This is a genomic window from Myxococcales bacterium (assembly GCA_022184915.1).
Classification (GTDB): domain Bacteria; phylum Myxococcota_A; class Polyangia; order Fen-1088; family Fen-1088; genus JAGTJU01.
In genome coordinates, this window is the sequence record JAGTJU010000001.1 from 218224 (window position 1) to 238764 (window position 20541).

Sequence of the window (20541 nt, forward strand, 5' to 3'; positions counted from 1 at the left end):
ATCATGATCTCTACTGATCTGTGGACGAGCTCGAAGGCCTGCGAAGGGAGAACGCGGAGATGCGCAAGCACATCGCGCAGCTCCTGTTCGAGCTGGCGCGGCTCAATGATCGCGTCGCCGAGCTGCTCGCCATCGCGCAACGCAAGCAGCGAAAACCGACCCCGGCAGTAACGCCGTCCGCGCCCGCAGCACCACCGGTCGCCGAGGGCGAGCATCGACGCGCCTTCGAGGAGCGTCCGAAGGCGCCCGACAAGCCTGCCGAAGAGCCAGCGCCGAAGAAGCCGAGGAAGCCCACGGGCCGCAAACCGCTGCCCAAGCACCTCGAGGCGGAGGAGCATGAGCTGCGGCCGAAGGAGTGCGATCGCTGCCCGCTCCGTATGAGCGATCCAAGGTTACCTGTGAATGGCTCGCGTGGCTCGTCTACCAGAAGTTCTGGCTGCTGACGCCGCTCGACCGCATCCGTCGCGACCTCGCGGAGCGCAGCATTCCGCTCGCGATGAGCACGCTCGTGACGTTCATCGAGCGCGCCTCCGATTTGCTGGCGGGCGTCGATCGCCTTCATTGGAAGCAGCTGCTCGGCAGCAGATGGATGGCGACGGACGGCACAGGATTGAAGGTACTCATTCCCAAGCTTCCTGCCGCCCACAGCGGCTACATCGAGCTCTATCGCAACGACCAAGTCGCCGTCTTCCAGTACGAGGCTGACAAGAGCGGTGAGACCGTCGCCAAGAAGCTCGCGCCTTTCACTGGAACCCTCACCGCAGATGCCGAGCATCGCTTCAACGATGTATTCGCCTCGGGGCGCGTGCTGGAGGCGGGATGCAACGCTCACGGACGCCGGAAGTTCCGAGACGCCGAGGCAACCCAACCCGTGCTCGCGGTCAAAGGGGGCGCATTCTTGTCAACGCAAAGTAGAAATGTCCGCTTTTCTGCAAGTTAGAAATGTCCTCCATGCGGCGCGTCAGGGGGTATTAGCGGAGGCGGGGTTTTGGCCACTTGTCCATAGATGCACGGCGGGCACGGCCCATGCCCAGGGCAGGTGGCGACGTGCAGCTGTGGGCAAGTGCAGGGCCAAAAGCATGCCGCAGCGGCTGGTGAGCTACTCCCGCCGCTACGGCTACGCGGCGCCGTTGGTGCCTCGGTCCAGGCAGTTTTGCGACGCCTCGCGGGCTGCGGCTCTGCGGGCGCGTGCGGCTTCGGTGTAGCGACGCTGCTTGGCTTTTTGTTCCCGGTCAAACTCTTGCAAATAGCTGGCGAAGGCTTCCGCTGCGCCAGGGTTAATGCCCGTGGGCGTTGGTCCCGCTGATTCAGCCTCCGCGCGTTGGGCACGCAATCGTTCCTTTTGTCGAAGCGTGAGCTTCTTGGACCTAAGACGGGCTTCATCTCGAACCTGCTGCTGCTGCTGAATGACCGCCAGCGCAGTGCCCAATCGTTTGTTCTCGACAATCTCACCCTGGTTCACGTGGGGACTCTTGTCGAAGAGTGCAAAGGAAAGCGGCTGGTTGTTGTGGCGCAATTGCACTTGGCCGTCTTTCCACAAGTGCACGCGCACGGTCTTTCCCGCAAGCTTGCTCGTTTCTGTCGTTGGTTCGACCAGATATGAGTTTCTCTGAAACTGCACCACCAGACTCTGCGACAGCTTTCGGTCCTCTTGCCACGTGAAGATGAGATTCAAGTCCTCGCCCTCAAGCAAGGGACGGTGGGCATTATGAAGACTGCGAGGAGCACGCTCGAAGCGGTTGTTGTAGGCGTCCATAAAGGCAGGGACGAAGGCATTCGCATCTTCCGCATTGCTGATACCATGAAGCCGCAGCTCCTTGACCAAACGGTCTTGCAGCGTCTTGTTCATGCGCTCTACACGACCTTTGGCCTGCGCTGTGTTCGCACAAATGATGTCTATGTTTAGTTCTCCCAATGCGCGACCATACTGCGTGACACCCTTTGCCGCACCTGTTGAACCTTCCTGGTTTACTCGGAAGATGCTGTGTTTGTCGCTATAGAAGGCCGCTGGCTTTCCATGCTTCCGTACGTAGCTTGCAGTCGCATCGAAGTAGTCGAAGGCCGATTCCACTTCCACAAAGCGCAGCTCCATCAGCCTTCCCGTGGCATCGTCGATGAACACCAACAGGGTGCATCTTTGTCCGCGGCCCTCGAACCATTCGTGATCGCTCCCATCTATCTGAACCAGCTCACCAAGACAGTCCCGCCGTCTTCGCGGCTGGTGGATGCGCGGCCCTCGTTGCGCCCGCGGCGTCCAGATCTCGGCGCCGATCATCCACTTGCGCAACGTCTCCCGGGATACACGAACGCCATGTAGCTCAGTAAGTTTCTCGTGAGCCAACGTCGGCCCGAAGTCCCTGTAGCGCTCACTGATGAGACCTACGGCGTACTCTTGCACCACCTCCGGCAACTGACGGTTGCTGGGGCGTCCGCGCTTTCGCGACACGAGAGCCCGAGGCCCTTGACGCCTCATGGACTGGCACAATCGGCGCACCTGGCGCTGACTAAGACCCAGAACCATGGCGGCTTCTGCTTGCGTCAGCCGCTTTTCCAACACTCGCTGGACGACCTGCATTCGGTCCATTTCCAGCGCGCTCATCGTGACAAGATCCCTGGCCATTGCGGCCCGAGGCTGCCAGGCAGCGGCGCCCAAAAGAGGACATTTCTAAGTTGCACAAAGCGGACATTTTCACTTTGCGTCTACAATTCTTGGGCGCGATTTCCGCTCATTGTAGAATTCAAGCACTGGCTCGATGCCGTTTCTCCGACGCTCCTGCCGTCCGAGCCACTCGCCGTGGCGAGCCGCTACTACAAGAACCACCACGACGCGCTCTTCCGCTTCGTGGACGACCCCCTCGTTCCCATCATCGCCACCTGCCGCGCCCAGGGGGTCGCGGCCCAGGCCTATCTCGCCTGGGCCTTCGAGCGCCTCGGCACCCACCGCGACGTCTTCGGACTCCCTCTCGACGCCCTCACCCCAGCCGCATTCAAGAAGACGCTCGGCTGAAGCCCACGCACGCCTTTCGGCCGCCGTCATCCCGGTGTCGCTCATGGGGCACTACGCATCGACCCGGCTGTCGATGAGCGTCGCCAGATCGTTCAGGTCTTGCTGGCGGGCTTACGAAACGTGGGTGGATACGGGAAAGCCCATGCGACGGCCCACCGCTAGCATTCGTTCGTCGAATGATGCCAATTCGATCACTTGCCCTTGATCGCGTAGGAAGGCGGCCGATGCGAGATGAAGCGCATCGAGCGTGCGCACCGGTTCAGGAAATGGCTCAAGCGCTCGCGCAAGCACGAGCGGAAGAAGCTCGATCAATGCCACGCGCGCCAGCAGCGCTCGAACGCTCTCGCCATGGGCCTTGGCCAGGCCGCGCGCGTTGATGCGCGTCCACAATTCGTACTCTAGAAGGCGACTTGAAACGAGGGTCTCTGACCACAGTGCCATGGACGCAAACCGGTCTTCGGCAAGCAGATGCGCGAGCGCCACCGAGGTGTCGAGATAGATCACCGGTCGTCTCGATCGCCGCGCAGCTCTTTAAGCAGCTCTGCAGCGCTGGCAACAGGCAGACGCGGTGGGGGCTGATGATCGCAGATGCTCGGCGGCCTCAGGCAGCCGGTGCGAACCAACTCGGCAAGCAGAGCGTCTGCCAGGATCGGGCTGCGCTCGAGCCGCGGAGGGCCGAGTTCGGCGACAATTCGGTCTCGATCCGTGACCAGCACGGATTCTCCACTGGCGGCAAGGCGCACATATTCGCTGAGCTTGTTTTTCAGCACTTTGACGCCCACAGACCGCATACTTAATAATGTAGCTACTTGTGGCTACTTTGTCAAAGCCGGAGAACTGGTTCGCTGGAATGACTTTCTGATTCCGGCCGCCGCTGTGTCCAATCCGAATGAAGCGACTCTTTCTTCTCTTCGAGACCAGCTTCCGAGCCATCGTCGCACGACACCCGGCAGCAAGGCTGAGGATGCAAGGCGGCTTACGTTAGTCGACAGAACAAGTTATGTCGGACTTTCTGACTCGACGCCTTGTCTCGTTTAAAACTTCCTGTGCGCCACGAGGATGCACGCAACCCTGTGGGAGGTACCCACCATGTGAAAGAACCGAGAACACATGAAGCCAGCGCTCCGGCGAAGAGTCGCGAGGCTCCTGTCGAAGCGAGCGTGAGGCGAGAGAGCGGGCCGAACACGTGTGAACCCGAAAGTAGCCCCGATATCGAAGACGGGGAGGAGGAGCCTCTAGGAATTGGGCGAAGTCAGCACGACATCCAGCGTGCTCGGTAGAAAGGTGGATGTCGCTCCCCCGGGGTATCAGGGACGGCAGGTTCTCAAAGGGAGAGTGCGGAACGTGGGAGATCTTTGACGAAGCGGGTAGCCACCGCAACAGACGGCACAAGGGAGACCGAGGCCGCGTGGTCGTCGAAGGAGTCGGCGAGGTTCGTAGCAGCGAGGAGAGCGGGTAATGCCGCAGGAGCGAAGGGACCTTGCGAACCGGTACGCGTATCGAAGCAGGAAAGGAAGGGTGATTGCCATGAAGCTAGCCACGCCTGAAAAGATTCGGAACTTGCAGAGAGCGCTGTGTCAACGTGCGAAGCGGTCGCCTGGGCAGAGGTCCGACGGGTGTACATTCCGAAGGCCAATGGCGGGGAGCGCCCCTTGGGAATCCCCAACATCATCGACCGAGTTGTGCAAACTGCAGCGAAGCTGGTTCTCGAACCCATCTACGAGGCCGACTTCGAGTCGGACTCGTATGGATTCCGGCCCAAGCGGAGCGCGCACGATGCACTCAAGGCGGTGGGCGAGAGCATCGCCGACGGGATGTACTGGGTGATTGATGCGGACATCGAGCGATACTTCGACTCGATACCGCACGATCGTCTGATGAAGGTGGTAGTCAAGACACCGCGTGGGCGCGTTGACGAATCCGGTCGAACCGCCGGATGCGGGAAATCCGCACGTCCGGTGGGATGAGGGGGCGCCAGCCAGCGGATAGACCTGCTGGCTGGGCCCTACTATACGCACGCCCTCGGCTAGGTCGATTAGGTCGCGCCAGCCGTCCACAAGCCCGGCAGCGAGGCGGAGGATGCGATTTATTGACCCGGTTTCGCCTCATTCCGTACAGGAAGAGGCATGTGTACAGTCCGCGTCTTGTTCTGCGCCACGATCACCGGCGCCGGTTCGTGTGCCCCTGGCGACAAGGACCTCGTTGCCGCGTCCCCTCCTTTGCAAGGGGATTCGGCAGGCGCGAAGTCGATACACGGGGCGGACGGCGCGGGCATAATTGGGTCGGCGTCGTCATGGCTGTTGCGCCCGTAGGTGTTGCCGGAGCCTCTTTCAGAGTCCAAGAAAATGTTTGCTGCGATTGTGTGGATTCACGCCTTTGTTCTGCCCGACTTTTCAAACCACGAGGGGGAAGTGGCGGCGGGAGTGACCGTCTCCGGCGAGCCCTGAGAGCGAGCCGCAGAGGAGCACGGCGATTCCGCCCGGCGCCTGATGTTGGGCCTCGAGCTCGGGTTCCTGGGTCAAAAGGGCATACTCCTACCCTATTGGGTCATGGTAGGCGCGCAAGGCTCGTCCACTCTCGAGCGGACTCGGGTCTACGGCGAAATGGGGGTGTATGTCATTGGCCTAGGTTTCCAGGGAACGGCCGACGAAGTGCGCCCGCACATGTTCATCGGTGTGCCCATTCCGCTTTGGCACGCGTCGAGTAGAAAGAGCATCCAGCTTCTCTACGCTACGCCGTTCGTGCGCGTTCCCATACTGGGTGGGCCCGCCGAGTTCGGCGTCGCCTTGAAATGCGTATTGCCGTGGGTTTGGCAGTTCGATTGATGCCGCGCCAAGGCAACCTTACCGGCCGGCGGAACCGGCACGGAGGGCAGGGCGTTCAGCCCCTCATCGTTCGCCTACAGCGCACTGGGCGCATTCGCGGACGAATCACGCAACGCGTCGTGTTCGGGTTGGTCGTGAGCGTTTGCAGCCGCTCTGCGGAAATCCGGCCTGCAAGCGGACCGAGCCGGGCGTCAGCGAGCTGACCCGCGACGAGCCCTCTACATCGACGTGGACGCGGAGCGTACGAGCGGCACGAGCGCGACCGACGACGAACTCGGGCACGCCGTCGCGAAGGCGGCGGACATCCTCGCGGGGTTCGAGGAGCGCGTGCCGTCAGCCTCGATCGGCGTGGGCCACCGCGGCAACGGTGCGAGCGCGAGTGGACGTGATGCTTGTTCGTCTTATGCCCGTCCCTATTCGGCGGCTATTTCGTCACTGAGAGCTGGCCTCGAGAAAAAGTCAGGAGTCGGGTTTGCGTTGCCAGCCATCAAACTCTATAGTTGTACAAGAACATTGTACAGATGAGGTCGGCCGCTATGCAGACGATAAACATCAGCGAATTCAGAGCCAACCTGTTGAAATATCTTGAAAAGGCTAATGCCGGCGAGCCCATCTCCGTTACCTCCAACGGGCGGCTCCTGGCCACTATCACCCCTCCTGTAAACCAAAGAGACCAAGCCAAGCAGAAACTTGTGGTTCTCGCAGCAACCGCCAAATTGAAAGACGTTGTCTCGCCCACCGGCAGTGACTGGGATGCCTCGGCATGATTCTGATGGATACCTGCGCAATACTCTGGGATGCGTTAGGAGACAGTCAGCTGACAGCCAAAGCTTCGCAAGCTATCCAAGAAGCCGACGATCGTAATGCACTGATAATCAGCGACATATCGATCTGGGAGATCGCAATGTTGGTCAAAAAAGGGCGAGTCGAGTTGCAGACCACCGCCGCAGATTTTGTAAATCTATTCCTGCAGTCTAGAAACGTGTCTGTAGTTCAGATAACACCTGACGTTGCCGATCTGTCAGTCAATTTTGGACCAGAAATCAGTGGTGATCCCGCGGACCGAATCATTGCGGCGACATCGATCATCCACAACGCCCGCCTTGTTACGGCTGACAAAAATCTGATAGGGAGCGGGTTGCTGGAGACTTTATGGTGAGCATGACGAGGCGTGCGCAAAGTCATTCCTCCGATGCTGCAGATTGAGGCGATTCGCGCTGGCAGGCTTTTGCCCTTTGCGACGCGTGCGCGGCAGCCCTTAGGGCTGTGACAACATTAGCAAGCCCGCAATGCTGTTCACTTAAGCACCGCCCCTTTGGATGGTGCGACCCAAGGGACTTGCACTCCCTTGGACATTGCCTGTCTTGTTGTGAGGCGTACGCGAACATTCGAAGGGCAGCGATGTCATCGTCCATCCGCGCACGAACTAACAATGGTCGGCCGCGTCGATCGAGCAGCTGATTCGCCTCGCCCGACGCGACTTCTCGCGGCACGGCTACGTCGACAGGTCGGTCGAACGAATCGCAGCAGAGGCGAACCTGACCAAAGGCGCGGCGTACTACCACTTCGGTAGCAAAGAGGGTCTCTTTGAGGCTGTTCTTCGCGGAGTACAACGAGATCTCGTGCGCCGACCAGAGCGTAGCTCCCTTGGACGCGGTGCGAGCGGGCTGCGAGGTGTTCCTCGAGCTGGCCACCGACGATGAGCTGCGACGGATCGTGTTGACCGACGGCCCGAGCGTACTTGGCTGGTCGAAGTGGCGTGCCATCGATGCCGAGTACGGCCTCGGTTCCTTGAAGCAGGGCCTCCTCGCATGTCGAGAGAATGGGGCGATCAACGCGGACGACGTGGATCTCGATGTGCTCGCGCACTGGCTCTCCGGCGCGTTGAACGAGGCGGTGTTCGTCATCGCCGACTCATCCAATCGATCACGGGCACTCGACGAGTCCAAGCGTGTGCTCTCGGTCCTCTGGTCAGGTCTTGCGAGCGAGCAGAGACCGCACCCACCGCCTTGACGGTCGGTCGAGTCAGGGCCACGTTCGCGAGGCGATAGAGGTGGCAGATCCGCCGCGTCGTTCTGGGGCGTGCCCCGTGAGGGCCATCTGGTACTTCTTCGCAGGTCTCGGGGCCGATCGAACTTTCCATAGTCGACGGCTGAGGGGCGGGGATCGGGTGCCGCTCCCCGGAATGGTGAGAAGAAACGTCATTGAGGCGCGAACTGCGCGAAGAAGCGCGGCTTTTCGTGTTGCACGAAATTCGGGGTCGGCAGGGCATACTGAGGGCTCAGCCAAGGCACACTGACGGTACGCCTAAGCATTTTGGTGCGGGCGGCCACGTGGCACCAGGGCCGGATATGGGCTCAATTTTCTTTAACGTTTCGCGGCCCGGTGTTCCACCAACACTCGTCTGCCCGCACGACGGCAGGCGATTGGTCACGAAAGGGCTTACGGAACATGAACGCGAAGTTAAGAGACGGGACCTCATGGTTGAGGATCGGGTTGGGGGCCGCGCTGCTCCTCGGCGCAGGGGTTCTGGGCTGCGGCACGGATGGAAGCGGAATTTCTGGCGATGCAGGCAACGGATCTGGAGGTTCTGCCGGTGGAGACGTGGACTTGCCCGGGACCGGTGGGCTCAACGACGACTTCGACGCGGGCGCTGGCGGTGCTCCGGTAGACGCCCCAGTCAGCACCGGTGGTGCAGGGGGGCAGCTAGGCGAAGGGGGAGAGGGTGGTTTGGCCGGCAGCGGTGGTGATTCGGGGGCGGGCGGCGTGGGCGGCGACACCGGCAGCGGCGGCACGCCCGGCACGGGTGGCGCGCTCGGCACGGGAGGCACGCCGGGAATGGGTGGTACACCGGGCATGGGTGGCACGCCGGGCATGGGTGGTACACCGGGCATGGGTGGCACGCCGGGCACGGGCGGTACACCGGGCGCGGGTGGCACACCGGGCATGGGTGGCACGCCGGGCACGGGCGGTACACCGGGCATGGGTGGTACACCGGGCATGGGTGGCACGCCGGGCACGGGCGGTACGCCGGGCGCGGGTGGCACCGCAGGCGCTGGAGGAAGCGGTGGGCAAACCCCTCCGCCCTGCGGGGGCCTCGACCAGGCCTGCTGCAACGAGGACCTCTGCACGGCCGAGGGTTCGTTCTGCAGTGCTGAAGACACTTGCGAAGCGTGTGGCGGGCCTGGCCAGCCTTGCTGCGACGACAAGACGTGCGGCGCGGGTGCTGCTTGCGTCGGTGGTGGCCGTGGCATTTGCCAAGCCTGCGGCGGCCCTGGACAGGTTTGCTGCCCTGGCAACAGCTGCCCCAATGGTGGCTGTTGCTCGAACAACAGCTGCGTAGCGGCGAATGCCACCTGCCCGGCCACGGGCGGCACGTGCTCCAACGGAAGCTGCGGCTCCTGCGGCGGGCAGGGCCAGGCCTGCTGCGCCGGACGCAGCTGCACGGCTTCGGGCCTGAGCTGCACAGGCGAGGGTACGATGGCGATGTGTTCGCCTTGCGGTGGCGCGGGTCAGGCTTGCTGCAACGGAAGCCAGTGCACGGCGGAGGGCACCGCCTGTCGGAGCGGCGGAAGCGGCGCTTCGAGCTGCGTGGCCTGTGGCGGTATGGGTCAACCCTGCTGCGGAGGAGCTTTCGCCTCGGGGTGCGGGGGAAAACGCCGTCTGCAGCGGCTTCGGCCAGAACGCTCAATGCGTGGCTTGTGGTGGCCAGGGCCAGCCTTGCTGCGCAGGAGACGTCCGGTGTGGTGGTACTCTGAGTTGCAGTGGAGTGGGCCTTGCAGCGACCTGTGAAGCCTGCGGAGGCATCGGCCAGCCTTGTTGCGCCTTCGGGCGATGCACAGCCACCGGCAGCTCTTGCGTGGGCCTGGGGACCCAGGCTGGAGGCACCTGTCAGGCCACCGGCGCGCCCTGAAGAGAGGCAAGGGGGAGACCCCGCGAGGTCGAGCACGGAGATCTCACCGTCTTTGTCTTCGCACAGACGGTGAGGCTCTGCACCCTCGAGGGCATAGGTGACCGTTTCGTCCTTCACCACGAAGGAGCGGATCTCGTTGCGCATGTCCCCCCATAGAAGTGGCGACCGCTGGTGAGGCTTTGGGACTTGAGCCACCGGCCACCTGCCCGAACCGCGTCTGGCTCTGAGCAGGTTTCGTGAAGCCGACGCTGGTGCGCTGCGTTGTTCTAAGGGATTGCGCCGCTTGACATGGTCATGAACTTGGTCAAGTATGTGACTATGGTGCGTGTAAACGTGCATGAAGCGAAGGCCAACTTGTCGCGGTACCTCGAAGCTGCGGCGTCGGGTGAGACGGTTTTGATCTGCAATCGCAATGTTCCTGTGGCCGAACTTCGCGCCATCGCACCCCGCCGGGTTGAGCCACGACCGATAGGCCTTGCCCGCGGCACCTTCGACGTTGCCGAATCGTTCTTCGACCCGCTACCAGCTGACATCGTCGATGCGTTCGAGGGAGCCGAGTGAAGCTTCTTCTCGACACGTGCACGTTTCTTTGGATCATCACGGACGCACGGCAGCTGACTCATCGGGTGCGCGAGGCGTTCGCGGACCCCGACAACGAGGTTTTCCTGAGTGCGGTCTCGGCGTGGGAGATCACGGTCAAGCAAGACCTGGGCAAGTTGCCTCTACCTCGAGCGGCTGCTGCGTTTGTGCCTGAGGAGCGCGCGCGACACGCGATTGTGCCCCTGCCACTATCGGAGACGGAAGCCCTCGCCGTGTCGAAACTGCCACAACTGCACCGCGATCCCTTCGACCGCATGCTCATTTGCCAGGCCGTTATGGGAGGCCTTACCTTGGTTACGCCGGACCCTCTGGTAACCCAGTACCCAATAGCAACGCTGTGGTGAGCACATCTTCGCTCGATATCACTTTGGGCCTCGGTGGGCACGCGGACGTGGCGTCAATGCCACCCGATTATGCCCAACCGAGCTGCGTGTCGAGTGACCCATCAGCGACACCGGGATGACGGCGGCCGAAAGGCGTGCGTGGGCTTCAGCCGAGCGTCTTCTTGAATGCGGCTGGGGTGAGGGCGTCGAGAGGGAGTCCGAAGACGTCGCGGTGGGTGCCGAGGCGCTCGAAGGCCCAGGCGAGATAGGCCTGGGCCGCGACCCCCTGGGCGCGGCAGGTGGCGATGATGCCGAGGAGGACGCAGGCTCGGTGAGCGCCCTCCGTGCTGCCGGCGAAGAGCATGTTGAGTCGCAGCTTGGCGACGTTCTGGAACTCGCGCTCGGTGGGCGAGTTGTCGATCGGAACGAGCGGGTCGTCCACGAAGCGGAAGAGCGCGTCGTGGTGGTTCTTGTAGTAGCGGATCGCCACGGCGAGTGGCTCGGACGGCAGGAGCGTCGGAGAAACGGCATCGAGCCAGCGCTTGAATTCTACAATGAGCGGACGGATGAAGGTTTTGCCGATGCTCGAGGAGCTGGTCGCCACGAAGGCCGAGCTTTCGGGCCCGTGCCTCCTCGCCATAAATCGCGCCCAAGAATGCGCCCCCTTCGACCGCGAGCACGGGCTGGGTTGCCTCGGCGTCTCGGAACTTCCGGCGTCCGTGAGCGTTGCATCTCGCCTCCAGCACGCGCCCCGAGGCGAATCCATCGTTGAAGCGATGCTCGGCATCTGCGGTGAGGGTTCCAGTGAAAGGCGCGAGCTTCTTGGCGACGGTCTCACCGCTCTTGTCAGCCTCGTCCTGGAAGACGGCGACTTGGTCGTTGCGATAGAGCTCGATGTAGCCGTTGTGGGCGGCGGGAAGCTTGGGAATGAGTACCTTCAATCCTGTGCCGTCCGTCGCCATCCATCTACTGCCGAGCGACCTGGGGCTTTTCGCCGTCGAGGGGCGGAAGCTGGAAGCTTCCGTCGACCGGATCGAGTCCGAGACCCCTGACGGCGCCGGCGAGCGCATCGAAGGACCCACGCATGTCGAGCGGCGCGACCGCGACGAACACGCGCACGGTCGCGGGGAAACTCAGCACGAGCGCAGTACCTCGATCACCTGGCGCAGCATCACCATCGATGCATCGTCGCCGAACTCAACCCGCCCCGCGGCGAGCTTGACCACGTAACGAGCAGTCCCAACGGTGCCGCGAGGTGGAGCGGGAACAAGCTCCACCAACGCCGGCCGGGGCACCTTCCCCTTGCCCCGCCGCTGTCCCCGACTTTGTGGCGTCCGCCGCTCCAGCGCCATCACCCAGGCCCGCAGCGAGCGCCCATCGATCCCACGGGCCCGCGCCCAGTCACCGATGCTCACCCGCGACAGCTTCGCGGCCGCCAGATACTCCTGTGCCTCATCTTCGTTCCGAATCTTCCGTCCTGCTGCCAAGTGCAACCTCCAAGCCGTGCAGGAGCCTGCCGGACCGGGCCACCGCCGTCATCCCGCCGTCGCTGATGGGTCACGTTGTGGCGCAATTGCACTTGGCCGTCTTTCCACAAGTGCACGCGCACGGTCTTTCCCGCAAGCTTGCTCGTTTCTGTCGTTGGTTCGACCAGATATGAGTTTCTCTGAAACTGCACCACCAGACTCTGCGACAGCTTTCGGTCCTCTTGCCACGTGAAGATGAGATTCAAGTCCTCGCCCTCAAGCAAGGGACGGTGGGCATTATGAAGACTGCGAGGAGCACGCTCGAAGCGGTTGTTGTAGGCGTCCATAAAGGCAGGGACGAAGGCATTCGCATCTTCCGCATTGCTGATACCATGAAGCCGCAGCTCCTTGATCAAACGGTCTTGCAGCGTCTTGTTCATGCGCTCTACACGACCTTTGGCCTGCGCTGTGTTCGCACAAATGATGTCTATGTTTAGTTCTCCCAATGCGCGACCATACTGCGTGACACCCTTTGCCGCACCGGTTGAACCTTCCTGGTTTACTCGGAAGATGCTGTGTTTGTCGCTATAGAAGGCCGCTGGCTTTCCATGCTTCCGTACGTAGCTTGCAGTCGCATCGAAGTAGTCGAAGGCCGATTCCACTTCCACAAAGCGCAGCTCCATCAGCCTTCCCGTGGCATCGTCGATGAACACCAACAGGGTGCATCTTTGTCCGCGGCCCTCGAACCATTCGTGATCGCTCCCATCTATCTGAACCAGCTCACCAAGACAGTCCCGCCGTCTTCGCGGCTGGTGGATGCGCGGCCCTCGTTGCGCCCGCGGCGTCCAGATCTCGGCGCCGATCATCCACTTGCGCAACGTCTCCCGGGATACACGAACGCCATGTAGCTCAGTAAGTTTCTCGTGAGCCAACGTCGGCCCGAAGTCCCTGTAGCGCTCACTGATGAGACCTACGGCGTACTCTTGCACCACCTCCGGCAACTGACGGTTGCTGGGGCGTCCGCGCTTTCGCGACACGAGAGCCCGAGGCCCTTGACGCCTCATGGACTGGCACAATCGGCGCACCTGGCGCTGACTAAGACTCAGAACCATGGCGGCTTCTGCTTGCGTCAGCCGCTTTTCCAACACTCGCTGGACGACCTGCATTCGGTCCATTTCCAGCGCGCTCATCGTGACAAGATCCCTGGCCATTGCGGCCCGAGGCTGCCAGGCAGCGGCGCCCAAAAGAGGACATTTCTAAGTTGCACAAAGCGGACATTTTCACTTTGCGTCTACAAATGTCAACGCAAAGTAGAAATGTCCGCTTTTCTGCAAGTTAGAAATGTCCTCCATGCGGCGCGTCAGGGGGTATTAGCGGAGGCGGGGTTTTGGCCACTTGTCCATAGATGCACGGCGGGCACGGCCCATGCCCAGGGCGGGTGGCGACGTGCAGCTGTGGGCAAGTGCAGGGCCAAAAGCATGCCGCAGCGGCTGGTGAGCTACTCCCGCCGCTACGGCTACGCGGCGCCGTTGGTGCCTCGGTCCAGGCAGTTTTGCGACGCCTCGCGGGCTGCGGCTCTGCGGGCGCGTGCGGCTTCGGTGTAGCGACGCTGCTTGGCTTTTTGTTCCCGGTCAAACTCTTGCAAATAGCTGGCGAAGGCTTCCGCTGCGCCAGGGTTAATGCCCGTGGGCGTTGGTCCCGCTGATTCAGCCTCCGCGCGTTGGGCACGCAATCGTTCCTTTGTGACCCATCAGCGACGGCGGGATGACGGCGGTGGCCCGGTCCGGCAGGCTCCTGCACGGCTTGGAGGTTGCACTTGGCAGCAGGACGGAAGATTCGGAACGAAGATGAGGCACAGGAGTATCTGGCGGCCGCGAAGCTGTCGCGGGTGAGCATCGGTGACTGGGCGCGGGCCCGTGGGATCGATGGGCGCTCGCTGCACGCCTGGGTGATGGCGCTGGAGCGGCGGACGCCGCAAAGTCGGGGACAGCGACGGGTGAAAGGGAAGATGGTCCGGCCGGCCTTGGTGGAGCTTGTTCCCGCTCCACCTCGCGGCACTGTTGGAACTGCTCGTTACGTGGTCAAGCTCGCCGCGGGGCGGGTTGAGTTCGGCGACGATGCATCGATGGTGCTGCTGCGCCAGGTGATCGAGGTACTGCGCTCGTGCTGAGTTTCCCCGCGACCGTGCGCGTGTTCGTCGCGGTCGCGCCGCTCGACATGCGTGGATCCTTCGATGCGCTCGCCGGCGCCGTCAGGGGTCTCGGGCTCGATCCGGTCGACGGCCATCTGTACCTCTTCTTCAACAAGCGCCGGCGGCTGGCGAAGGCGTTGTGGTTCGACGGCTCGGGTTGGTGCGTGCTCGCCAAGCGACTCGAAGCCGGAAGCTTCCAGCTTCCGCCCCTCGACGGCGAAAAGCCCCAGGTCGCAATCGATGGCTCCGCCTTCGCTTCGCTCCTGGCCGGGATCGACTTCACCGCCGCTCGGCGGGGCTGGTATCGGCGAAAAGTGTAATTAGGGGATCGACACGGATCGCAGATCATGATCTCTACTGATCTGTGGACGAGCTCGAAGGCCTGCAAAGGGAGAACGCGGAGATGCGAAAGCAAATCGCGCAGCTCCTGTTCGAGCTGGCGCGGCTCAATGATCGCGTCGCCGAGCTGCTCGCCATCGCGCAACGCAAGCAGCGAAAACCGACCCCGACAGTAGCGCCGTCCGCGCCCGCATCACCACCGGTCGTCGAGGGCGAGCATCGACGCGCCTTCGAGGAGCGTCCGAAAGCGCCCGACAAGCCTGCCGAGGAGCCAGCGCCGAAGAAGCCGAGGAAGCCCACGGGCCGCAAACCGCTGCCCAAGCACCTCGAGGCGGAGGAGCATGAGCTGCGGCCGAAGGAGTGCGGCGACTGCGGCAGCGCAGCGTTAGACTTGGTGGACGAGCTCATCGAGGAGAAGCTCCACGTCGTCAAAGAGCATCAGCGCCGCCGCGTGGTTCGCCGCTACACGTGCCGCTGTCGCGCGTGTGGGGAGCGCACCACGATGCGATCGCTGCCCGCTCCGTATGAGCGATCCAAGGTTACCTGTGAATGGCTCGCGTGGCTCGTCTACCAGAAGTTCTGGCTGCTGACGCCGCTCGACCGCATCCGTCGCGACCTCGCGGAGCGCAGCATTCCGCTCGCGATGAGCACGCTCGTGACGTTCATCGAGCGCGCCTCCGATTTGCTGGCGGGCGTCGATCGCCTTCATTGGAAGCAGCTGCTCGGCAGCAGATGGATGGCGACGGACGGCACAGGATTGAAGGTACTCATTCCCAAGCTTCCCGCCGCCCACAACGGCTACATCGAGCTCTATCGCAACGACCAAGTCGCCGTCTTCCAGTACGAGGCTGACAAGAGCGGTGAGACCGTCGCCAAGAAGCTTGCGCCTTTCACTGGAACCCTCACCGAAGATGCCGAGCATCGCTTCAACGATGTATTCGCCTCGGGGCGCGTGCTGGAGGCGGGATGCAACGCTCACGGACGCCGGAAGTTCCGAGACGCCGAGGCAACCCAGCCCGTGCTCGCGGTCGAAGGGGGCGCATTCTTGGGCGCGATTTATGGCGAGGAGGAACGGGCCCGAAAGCTCGGCCTTCGTGGCGACCAACTCCTCGAGCATCGGCAAACCTTCATCCGTCCGCTCATTGCAGAATTCAAGCGCTGGCTCGATGCCGTTTCTCCGACGCTCCTGCCGTCCGAGCCACTCGCCGTGGCGATCCGCTACTACAAGAACCACCACGACGCGCTCTTCCGTTTCGTGGACGACCCGCTCGTTCCGATCGACAACTCGCCCACCGAGCGCGAGTTCCAGAACGTCGCCAAGCTGCGACTCAACATGCTCTTCGCCGGCAGCACGGAGGGTGCTCACCGAGCCTGCGTCCTCCTCGGCATCATCGCCACCTGCCGCGCCCAGGGGGTCGCGGCCCAGGCCTACCTCGCCTGGGCCTTCGAGCGCCTCGGCACCCACCGCGACGTCTTCGGACTCCCTCTCGACGCCCTCACCCCAGCCGCATTCAAGAAGACCCTCGGCTGAAGCCCACGCACGCCTTTCGGCGGCCGTCATCCCGGTGTCGCTGATGGGTCACGTAGCACCAACTCCCTGCGCTGGCGGCGGAACCAATCTATGGCGACGTTCCTCGCGATAACAACCAGGAAGGGCGCATAGGGCCACATAGGGGCGGAAGCCGTCAAATGCCGCGCGGCAACCATCAGAGAAGGCCTTCGCGAAAACTTCCTGAACCAGGGGCCCATTCGAGTACGCCGTACTCGCGGTGTACCTTGTGCCCCGACACGAGCGACCATGCCGGTTGACCAGGGCTCCGCGGGCGTCGACTCGGAGAAGTCCGCAGGCCTGAGCCAATGGCCGCGCCGCGAGCAGCGCGCCCGCCGCGAGGGCCGGGCGCGCGTGAGGGCGCCAACTGGGAGGGCGGGAGGAGACAACTTCTTCCATGTCGAGCTTCTGCCCGAGGAGGTACGCAGGCGTTACACCGCCGGCTGCGTTTTTCTGCACTCGGAGCTGGAGCCGGCGGCCCCCGCCTTCTTCGAGGTGGCGTGTAAACTCGAGCCGTGCCGGGCGCGCGGGTGACAACGCCGTGCGCTGGCGTGGCCGGCGACCTTGCCTGTTAGCTGATTTGCTAAGCATGGAGCTGAATAAAATCAGCCTCTTTTTCCCGACGGCTTGATTAGCAAAGTTGCTAATCTGCAGCCTTGCCTACTTCCCTGGCATCTGTATCATGTCCCTGTGTTCAGTTCACACATTCCGGTTACGGAGCGGGATTTTTGGAATCGGAGCCACGAACTCGGCAAGCTGGGCCAGGCGGTGGACCGGCTGGAGCAGGGGCATCCTCATTGGATCGCCCTCATCGGATCGCGAAAAATCGGCAAAACCAGCCTGCTTCGGGAACTCGAGCGACGTCGCGCCGTTCACCACAAGACGATTTTCGCCGTGGCCGATACGTTCGAGGTCGCGCCCGACATCACTTCAATCTTCAAGGTCGTGGCGCTCCGCATTCTCGACAGGGTCATCTCTTCCGACCTGGGCGTTTCCCTCGAAAGCCTCTCCGCATCGCCTGACGAGCTGCGCCGTACCTTGCAGCACTCTGATCGCATCGCGTCGTTGCCAGCAGGCGTGCGCACGGCCGTTTACAGCTTGGCTGACGGCATGGATGAAACACCAGCGCTGCGCGCCTGCGTCGATCTGCCCGAACAACTCGCTCAAGCCTGGGATCAGTATGTGATCGTGGCTATAGACGAGTTTCAAGAACTCACGTCGAAACCACAAAGCAAGGGCGGCGACGTCATTCCCATGCTTCGTGCGCTTTGGCAACGTCATCGCCGCGTTGGCTACGTCATCTCAGGTTCGGAAAGGACGATGCTGCTCGACTTGGTGACCTCGAAGCGGTCGCCATTCTTTGGCCACTTCGACATCATGGATCTTGGACCATTCGACCGTGAAGACGCGATCGGTTTCTTGTGCGCGCCCCACCATGACCCCCCTTTGTCGCGAGACTTCGCCAAAAAGGTCCATGAAGTGTTGGGAGGCCACCCTTTTTATCTTCAACTCTTCGGGCAATCCTGGAGTCGGCCGGGCAAGGATGGGGATGCCGACCTGTTGAAGGACGTGCTTGGCGAACTGGTGTTCTCCAATACCGGGCGCCTGTCACTGCACTTTCTCAACGAACATGGGCGTTTGGTTGGCCGATCGGGTACGTTGGCCGCTGTTCTCGATGCGCTGGCAACGAGGCCACAGCGCCTCTTCGAGTTGGCCGCAACGATTCGTGCATCGAGTGCCGCAACCAAGACGTATGTTCAACGGCTTGGTGATGCCATCATCAAGCGGGCTGATCTCTACGCCTTGACCGATCCCGTCTTCGCATCGTGGCTGAGATGGCGTGGTCCTGGCGGCGCTGCGGTGCCAATGAAAGTGATTGGCGACGAGGCTGAAGCGAATGTGGCGGCCCACCTGGCCCGCCTGGGATTCGATCTCATTTATCAATCACGCGCGTCGAGGGGCGCCTTCGATCTACTCGCCATTCGAGGCGGCGTTCAGCTAGGGGTTCAGGTCAAACGGACGACCCTGCCACTGAGCCTGCCTTCAGCCGATTGGAAAAGAATGGAAGCGGAAGCTGCCCGCCTGGGGTGGCGCTGGGTGGTGGCTGTGGCAACACCTGATGAACAAGTGCGTTTTCTCGACCCGTCCCAGAGGCGCGGAGGGCGAATTCACGAAGCCGCTGCCATTGCCAACTTGCTACTTTGGCTCGATAGGTTTTCGCCGCAAGGTCCTCTGTGAGAGCGGCGGCGCGAAGGCGTGCGGATGTCGTCAAGCTGTGCCAATCAGGGGACGAGAGCATCTCGGCGGTCTGCGAGCGGCTCGACCTCACCGAGTCCGCAGTTCCGCGGTTGGCTTCGAAAAGCAGGGGACGAAGGCGTCGGGATGTACAAAGCGGACATTTTCACTTTGCGTCTACAGGTGCTTGTCATGCAGAACATCCTGTCACCGCTCTTCCCGTGAATCTTCCGGCACCTTACATCCCCTGATTCGGCGGGGTCTTGGTTTCCCGCAATCTCGGCCACCAGCGCCTCAGCGCTCTTGCAAATAAGGAGATTCGACGGGGATCCGCAAAGATCTCGCGGCTTCATCCAGGCGAACGTCGTAAGTCACGAAGGCGCTGACATCAGACAGGTACGTAAAGGCCGTTGCAAGGTGGATGGCGTCGAGGCTTCGCAGTACGTCCGGAGGCAGGTTCTCCGCGGTCGCAAGGATCCGATCGTCGATTTTGAGTAGGGCAACGGCCGCTAGAACGCCGCGCGCACGATCAAGATGGTCCGGCGCTGCTCGCTTAACAGCTCGAACAAGCTCAACACGCGCAAGCTGTGACGAGAAGAACGTCTCGCCCGCGCGCAACCTGATCCAAGTTTGCAGCGCCACGGTTTCTGCCTCGCGCACCACGAGCTTCACTAGGGCAGAGGTGTCGAGATAGATCACGATCGCTCTGCCTGGCGCGCTTGATCGAGCACTTCAGAAAGCGACGGGCCAGTGCCCGAGGGCGGAGGAAGTGGTGTTAACAGAGCATCCGTAGAGCTGGTTGCAGCGATGGCCCGCCCCTCACTGACGAGCCGGTCGATGATCGATTCGTTAGAGAGAACGGGGACGATACGAGCGATGGGGCGGCCGTACTCTCGGACTTCAAGCGATTCACCAGCTTTGACCCGCTCAAGCACCTTGGCTGTTTGCTGGTTCAGTTCGGTAACCGAGACTTTGGCCATCTCTTAAAAATAGTACTTTCTACTAGTTTGGTCAAGAAGTCTAAAGATCGAGGCAGGAAATCACATCGCCAGTGGATGTAGAGTAGGGCTCAGCCGGCGGATAGACCCGCTGGCTGGGCCCTACTCTACGTGCGCCTGCGCCAAGCCCTACGGCTTTGCCATCGTTTCGAGCCGGCGCAGCGCCTCGAGATCAACGAGATCTTTCGCTCGTCCCGCCGCGGCCTTGGACCGGATGAGATCGCTCAGGGACAGGATCCGGACCTGGGCTCCGTATAGATCGACCAGGTCCGCACGCAACGCGATGTCGCCATACCCGCCGAGGCCGGTGACTTCGCCCAGGAGGTCAATGTCACCAGCGGACGTTGTCAGCGTGAAGTTCAGGCCGTTGCGCAGCGTTTTTGTGTCCCAGTAGAACGGAAGCTCAGGTGGGGCTCCACGCAACTTTGGGTTAAGTGGCCCGAGCGCACGAACCAAGCGTTCAACGTTCTCAGGCGTGCGCGCGTAACAGACATCGAGGTCCAGCGTCGCCCGCACGTGCCCATGAGAAATCACCGCAAGACCTCCCACCACTACAAACTCCGCATGCTCCTCCGCGAGGCGACGAAAAAGCTCGGCGAAGTTGGTCATCATCGGTCGCCCGTGCGCTCTTTTGTCATCGCTGTGCGAATCTGCTCGCCGAGTTCCACCAGACAACGCATGGCTTCGACCCGTTCCGTCGGGGTCGCTGAACGCGCTTGCGCCAGTTGTGCGGCATCGATGCCGGGCGGAAGCTGGTCAAGGATCCGGTATTGCCACGGCTCTTCGACGGGAAACCACATGAACGAGAGTCTATGCGGTTTCGCGCGGTGCGCATTCGAATACGTGTCAGCGCGCCGAGCTCGCAACCGTTTTCGCGGCTCGAGCTTCGGCGGACTCCTGCCGCGATGAGTTCTCTGGTGAGATGCATCCCAGAACCTCCTGTACAGGACTCATTTGACGCGCCAGGACGCCAAGCCGTCACTCCGCCCGCGGCCTTTTGCTTGGGGCGTGATTGCCGAGACCTAAATGGACATCTCTTGAGAACCGCAGCCTCCTAATCGCGAGGTGGCTACAAACGTTCTCGCCTGACTCCCA

The 20541-nt window shown here is 62.1% G+C and carries 28 protein-coding genes and 1 pseudogene; 17 read left to right on the plus strand and 12 right to left on the minus strand.

Going from position 1 to position 20541, the window contains the following annotated elements; genetic code table 11:
• Window positions 1-20: 20 nt before the first annotated feature.
• Both KA712_00940 and KA712_00945 read left to right on the plus strand, forming a co-directional pair.
• Window positions 21-443 (plus strand): hypothetical protein, encoded by a 423-nt coding sequence (locus KA712_00940; GenBank protein ID MCG5051501.1) that lies wholly within the window; start codon window positions 21-23, stop codon window positions 441-443.
• Entirely contained in the window at window positions 356-940 is a 585-nt protein-coding gene (locus KA712_00945; protein ID MCG5051502.1) for an IS66 family transposase, read from the plus strand. Before KA712_00940 ends, KA712_00945 begins: the two co-directional genes overlap by 88 nt.
• Before the next feature lie 390 nt (window positions 941-1330).
• Here KA712_00945 and KA712_00950 read toward each other — a convergent pair.
• A pseudogene (locus KA712_00950) lies at window positions 1331-2599 on the minus strand (ISNCY family transposase).
• Here KA712_00950 and KA712_00955 point away from each other — a divergent pair.
• Window positions 2534-3007, plus strand: coding sequence for a transposase (locus tag KA712_00955; GenBank protein ID MCG5051503.1), 474 nt, complete (start codon window positions 2534-2536; stop codon window positions 3005-3007). The pseudogene KA712_00950 and the gene KA712_00955 overlap by 66 nt on opposite strands.
• A gap of 111 nt (window positions 3008-3118) precedes the next feature.
• On the opposite strand, the gene KA712_00960 is transcribed toward KA712_00955, so the two are convergent.
• Window positions 3119-3511 (minus strand): PIN domain-containing protein, encoded by a 393-nt coding sequence (locus KA712_00960; protein MCG5051504.1) that lies wholly within the window; start codon window positions 3509-3511, stop codon window positions 3119-3121.
• Window positions 3508-3798, minus strand: a complete 291-nt coding sequence (locus KA712_00965) for a hypothetical protein (GenBank protein MCG5051505.1) — start codon at window positions 3796-3798, stop codon at window positions 3508-3510. The genes KA712_00960 and KA712_00965 overlap by 4 nt, the downstream gene beginning before the upstream one ends.
• An 825-nt stretch (window positions 3799-4623) precedes the next feature.
• Between KA712_00965 and KA712_00970 the strand changes: the two genes are divergently transcribed.
• The 9 genes from KA712_00970 (at window position 4624) to KA712_01010 (ending at window position 10689) form a co-directional block, all read left to right on the plus strand.
• Window positions 4624-4974, plus strand: coding sequence for a hypothetical protein (locus KA712_00970; protein ID MCG5051506.1), 351 nt, complete (start codon window positions 4624-4626; stop codon window positions 4972-4974).
• Between the two features lie 522 nt (window positions 4975-5496).
• A complete protein-coding gene (locus KA712_00975; protein MCG5051507.1) occupies window positions 5497-5832 on the plus strand; it encodes a hypothetical protein in 336 nt (111 codons plus the stop codon).
• A 536-nt stretch (window positions 5833-6368) separates the two neighbouring features.
• The gene (locus KA712_00980; protein MCG5051508.1) at window positions 6369-6599 is read left to right on the plus strand and encodes a type II toxin-antitoxin system prevent-host-death family antitoxin; all 231 of its coding nucleotides are present in this window, start codon (window positions 6369-6371) and stop codon (window positions 6597-6599) included.
• Entirely contained in the window at window positions 6596-6991 is a 396-nt protein-coding gene (locus KA712_00985) for a type II toxin-antitoxin system VapC family toxin (GenBank protein ID MCG5051509.1), read from the plus strand. The genes KA712_00980 and KA712_00985 overlap by 4 nt, the downstream gene beginning before the upstream one ends.
• Window positions 6992-7280: 289 nt before the next feature.
• The gene (locus KA712_00990) at window positions 7281-7535 is read left to right on the plus strand and encodes a TetR/AcrR family transcriptional regulator (protein MCG5051510.1); all 255 of its coding nucleotides are present in this window, start codon (window positions 7281-7283) and stop codon (window positions 7533-7535) included.
• Complete coding sequence (locus KA712_00995; GenBank protein ID MCG5051511.1) at window positions 7420-7845, plus strand: hypothetical protein; 426 nt, start codon at window positions 7420-7422, stop codon at window positions 7843-7845. Before KA712_00990 ends, KA712_00995 begins: the two co-directional genes overlap by 116 nt.
• A 438-nt stretch (window positions 7846-8283) precedes the next feature.
• Window positions 8284-9624 carry a hypothetical protein gene (locus tag KA712_01000; GenBank protein MCG5051512.1) on the plus strand — a complete coding sequence of 447 codons (1341 nt, stop codon included), beginning with the start codon at window positions 8284-8286 and terminating at the stop codon, window positions 9622-9624.
• A 415-nt stretch (window positions 9625-10039) separates the two neighbouring features.
• Complete coding sequence (locus KA712_01005; protein ID MCG5051513.1) at window positions 10040-10306, plus strand: type II toxin-antitoxin system prevent-host-death family antitoxin; 267 nt, start codon at window positions 10040-10042, stop codon at window positions 10304-10306.
• Window positions 10303-10689, plus strand: coding sequence for a type II toxin-antitoxin system VapC family toxin (locus KA712_01010; protein ID MCG5051514.1), 387 nt, complete (start codon window positions 10303-10305; stop codon window positions 10687-10689). Before KA712_01005 ends, KA712_01010 begins: the two co-directional genes overlap by 4 nt.
• Window positions 10690-10834: 145 nt before the next feature.
• Here the strand turns inward: KA712_01010 and KA712_01015 are convergent, their stop codons facing one another.
• The 5 genes from KA712_01015 to KA712_01035 all read right to left on the minus strand — a co-directional run bounded on the left by KA712_01015 (window position 10835) and on the right by KA712_01035 (window position 13866).
• Window positions 10835-11272, minus strand: a complete 438-nt coding sequence (locus tag KA712_01015; protein MCG5051515.1) for a transposase — start codon at window positions 11270-11272, stop codon at window positions 10835-10837.
• Between the two features lie 362 nt (window positions 11273-11634).
• A complete protein-coding gene (locus KA712_01020; protein ID MCG5051516.1) occupies window positions 11635-11808 on the minus strand; it encodes a hypothetical protein in 174 nt (57 codons plus the stop codon).
• Complete coding sequence (locus KA712_01025; protein ID MCG5051517.1) at window positions 11802-12083, minus strand: hypothetical protein; 282 nt, start codon at window positions 12081-12083, stop codon at window positions 11802-11804. The genes KA712_01020 and KA712_01025 overlap by 7 nt, the downstream gene beginning before the upstream one ends.
• Window positions 12080-13324: an ISNCY family transposase gene (locus KA712_01030; protein MCG5051518.1), complete on the minus strand. Its 1245-nt coding sequence runs from the start codon at window positions 13322-13324 to the stop codon at window positions 12080-12082. The genes KA712_01025 and KA712_01030 overlap by 4 nt, the downstream gene beginning before the upstream one ends.
• Before the next feature lie 326 nt (window positions 13325-13650).
• A complete protein-coding gene (locus tag KA712_01035) occupies window positions 13651-13866 on the minus strand; it encodes a hypothetical protein (protein MCG5051519.1) in 216 nt (71 codons plus the stop codon).
• Between the two features lie 84 nt (window positions 13867-13950).
• On the opposite strand from KA712_01035, the gene KA712_01040 reads away from it, so the two are divergent.
• From KA712_01040 to KA712_01060, 5 genes are all read left to right on the plus strand, one after another.
• On the plus strand, window positions 13951-14304 hold the full coding sequence (locus KA712_01040) for a hypothetical protein (protein MCG5051520.1): 354 nt from the start codon (window positions 13951-13953) through the stop codon (window positions 14302-14304).
• Window positions 14298-14645 (plus strand): IS66 family insertion sequence element accessory protein TnpB, encoded by a 348-nt coding sequence (tnpB, locus tag KA712_01045; protein ID MCG5051521.1) that lies wholly within the window; start codon window positions 14298-14300, stop codon window positions 14643-14645. The genes KA712_01040 and tnpB overlap by 7 nt, the downstream gene beginning before the upstream one ends.
• 83 nt (window positions 14646-14728) lie before the next feature.
• The gene (locus tag KA712_01050) at window positions 14729-16195 is read left to right on the plus strand and encodes an IS66 family transposase (GenBank protein MCG5051522.1); all 1467 of its coding nucleotides are present in this window, start codon (window positions 14729-14731) and stop codon (window positions 16193-16195) included.
• 267 nt (window positions 16196-16462) lie between these two features.
• Entirely contained in the window at window positions 16463-16747 is a 285-nt protein-coding gene (locus KA712_01055; protein MCG5051523.1) for a hypothetical protein, read from the plus strand.
• A gap of 93 nt (window positions 16748-16840) precedes the next feature.
• Window positions 16841-18451 (plus strand): ATP-binding protein, encoded by a 1611-nt coding sequence (locus KA712_01060; protein MCG5051524.1) that lies wholly within the window; start codon window positions 16841-16843, stop codon window positions 18449-18451.
• Between the two features lie 291 nt (window positions 18452-18742).
• Here the strand turns inward: KA712_01060 and KA712_01065 are convergent, their stop codons facing one another.
• The 4 genes from KA712_01065 to KA712_01080 all read right to left on the minus strand — a co-directional run bounded on the left by KA712_01065 (window position 18743) and on the right by KA712_01080 (window position 20246).
• The gene (locus KA712_01065) at window positions 18743-19147 is read right to left on the minus strand and encodes a type II toxin-antitoxin system VapC family toxin (GenBank protein ID MCG5051525.1); all 405 of its coding nucleotides are present in this window, start codon (window positions 19145-19147) and stop codon (window positions 18743-18745) included.
• Complete coding sequence (locus KA712_01070) at window positions 19144-19428, minus strand: type II toxin-antitoxin system prevent-host-death family antitoxin (GenBank protein ID MCG5051526.1); 285 nt, start codon at window positions 19426-19428, stop codon at window positions 19144-19146. The genes KA712_01065 and KA712_01070 overlap by 4 nt, the downstream gene beginning before the upstream one ends.
• A 147-nt stretch (window positions 19429-19575) precedes the next feature.
• Window positions 19576-20055: a hypothetical protein gene (locus KA712_01075; GenBank protein MCG5051527.1), complete on the minus strand. Its 480-nt coding sequence runs from the start codon at window positions 20053-20055 to the stop codon at window positions 19576-19578.
• Entirely contained in the window at window positions 20055-20246 is a 192-nt protein-coding gene (locus tag KA712_01080; protein MCG5051528.1) for a hypothetical protein, read from the minus strand. The genes KA712_01075 and KA712_01080 overlap by 1 nt, the downstream gene beginning before the upstream one ends.
• Between the last annotated feature and the right edge of the window lie 295 nt (window positions 20247-20541).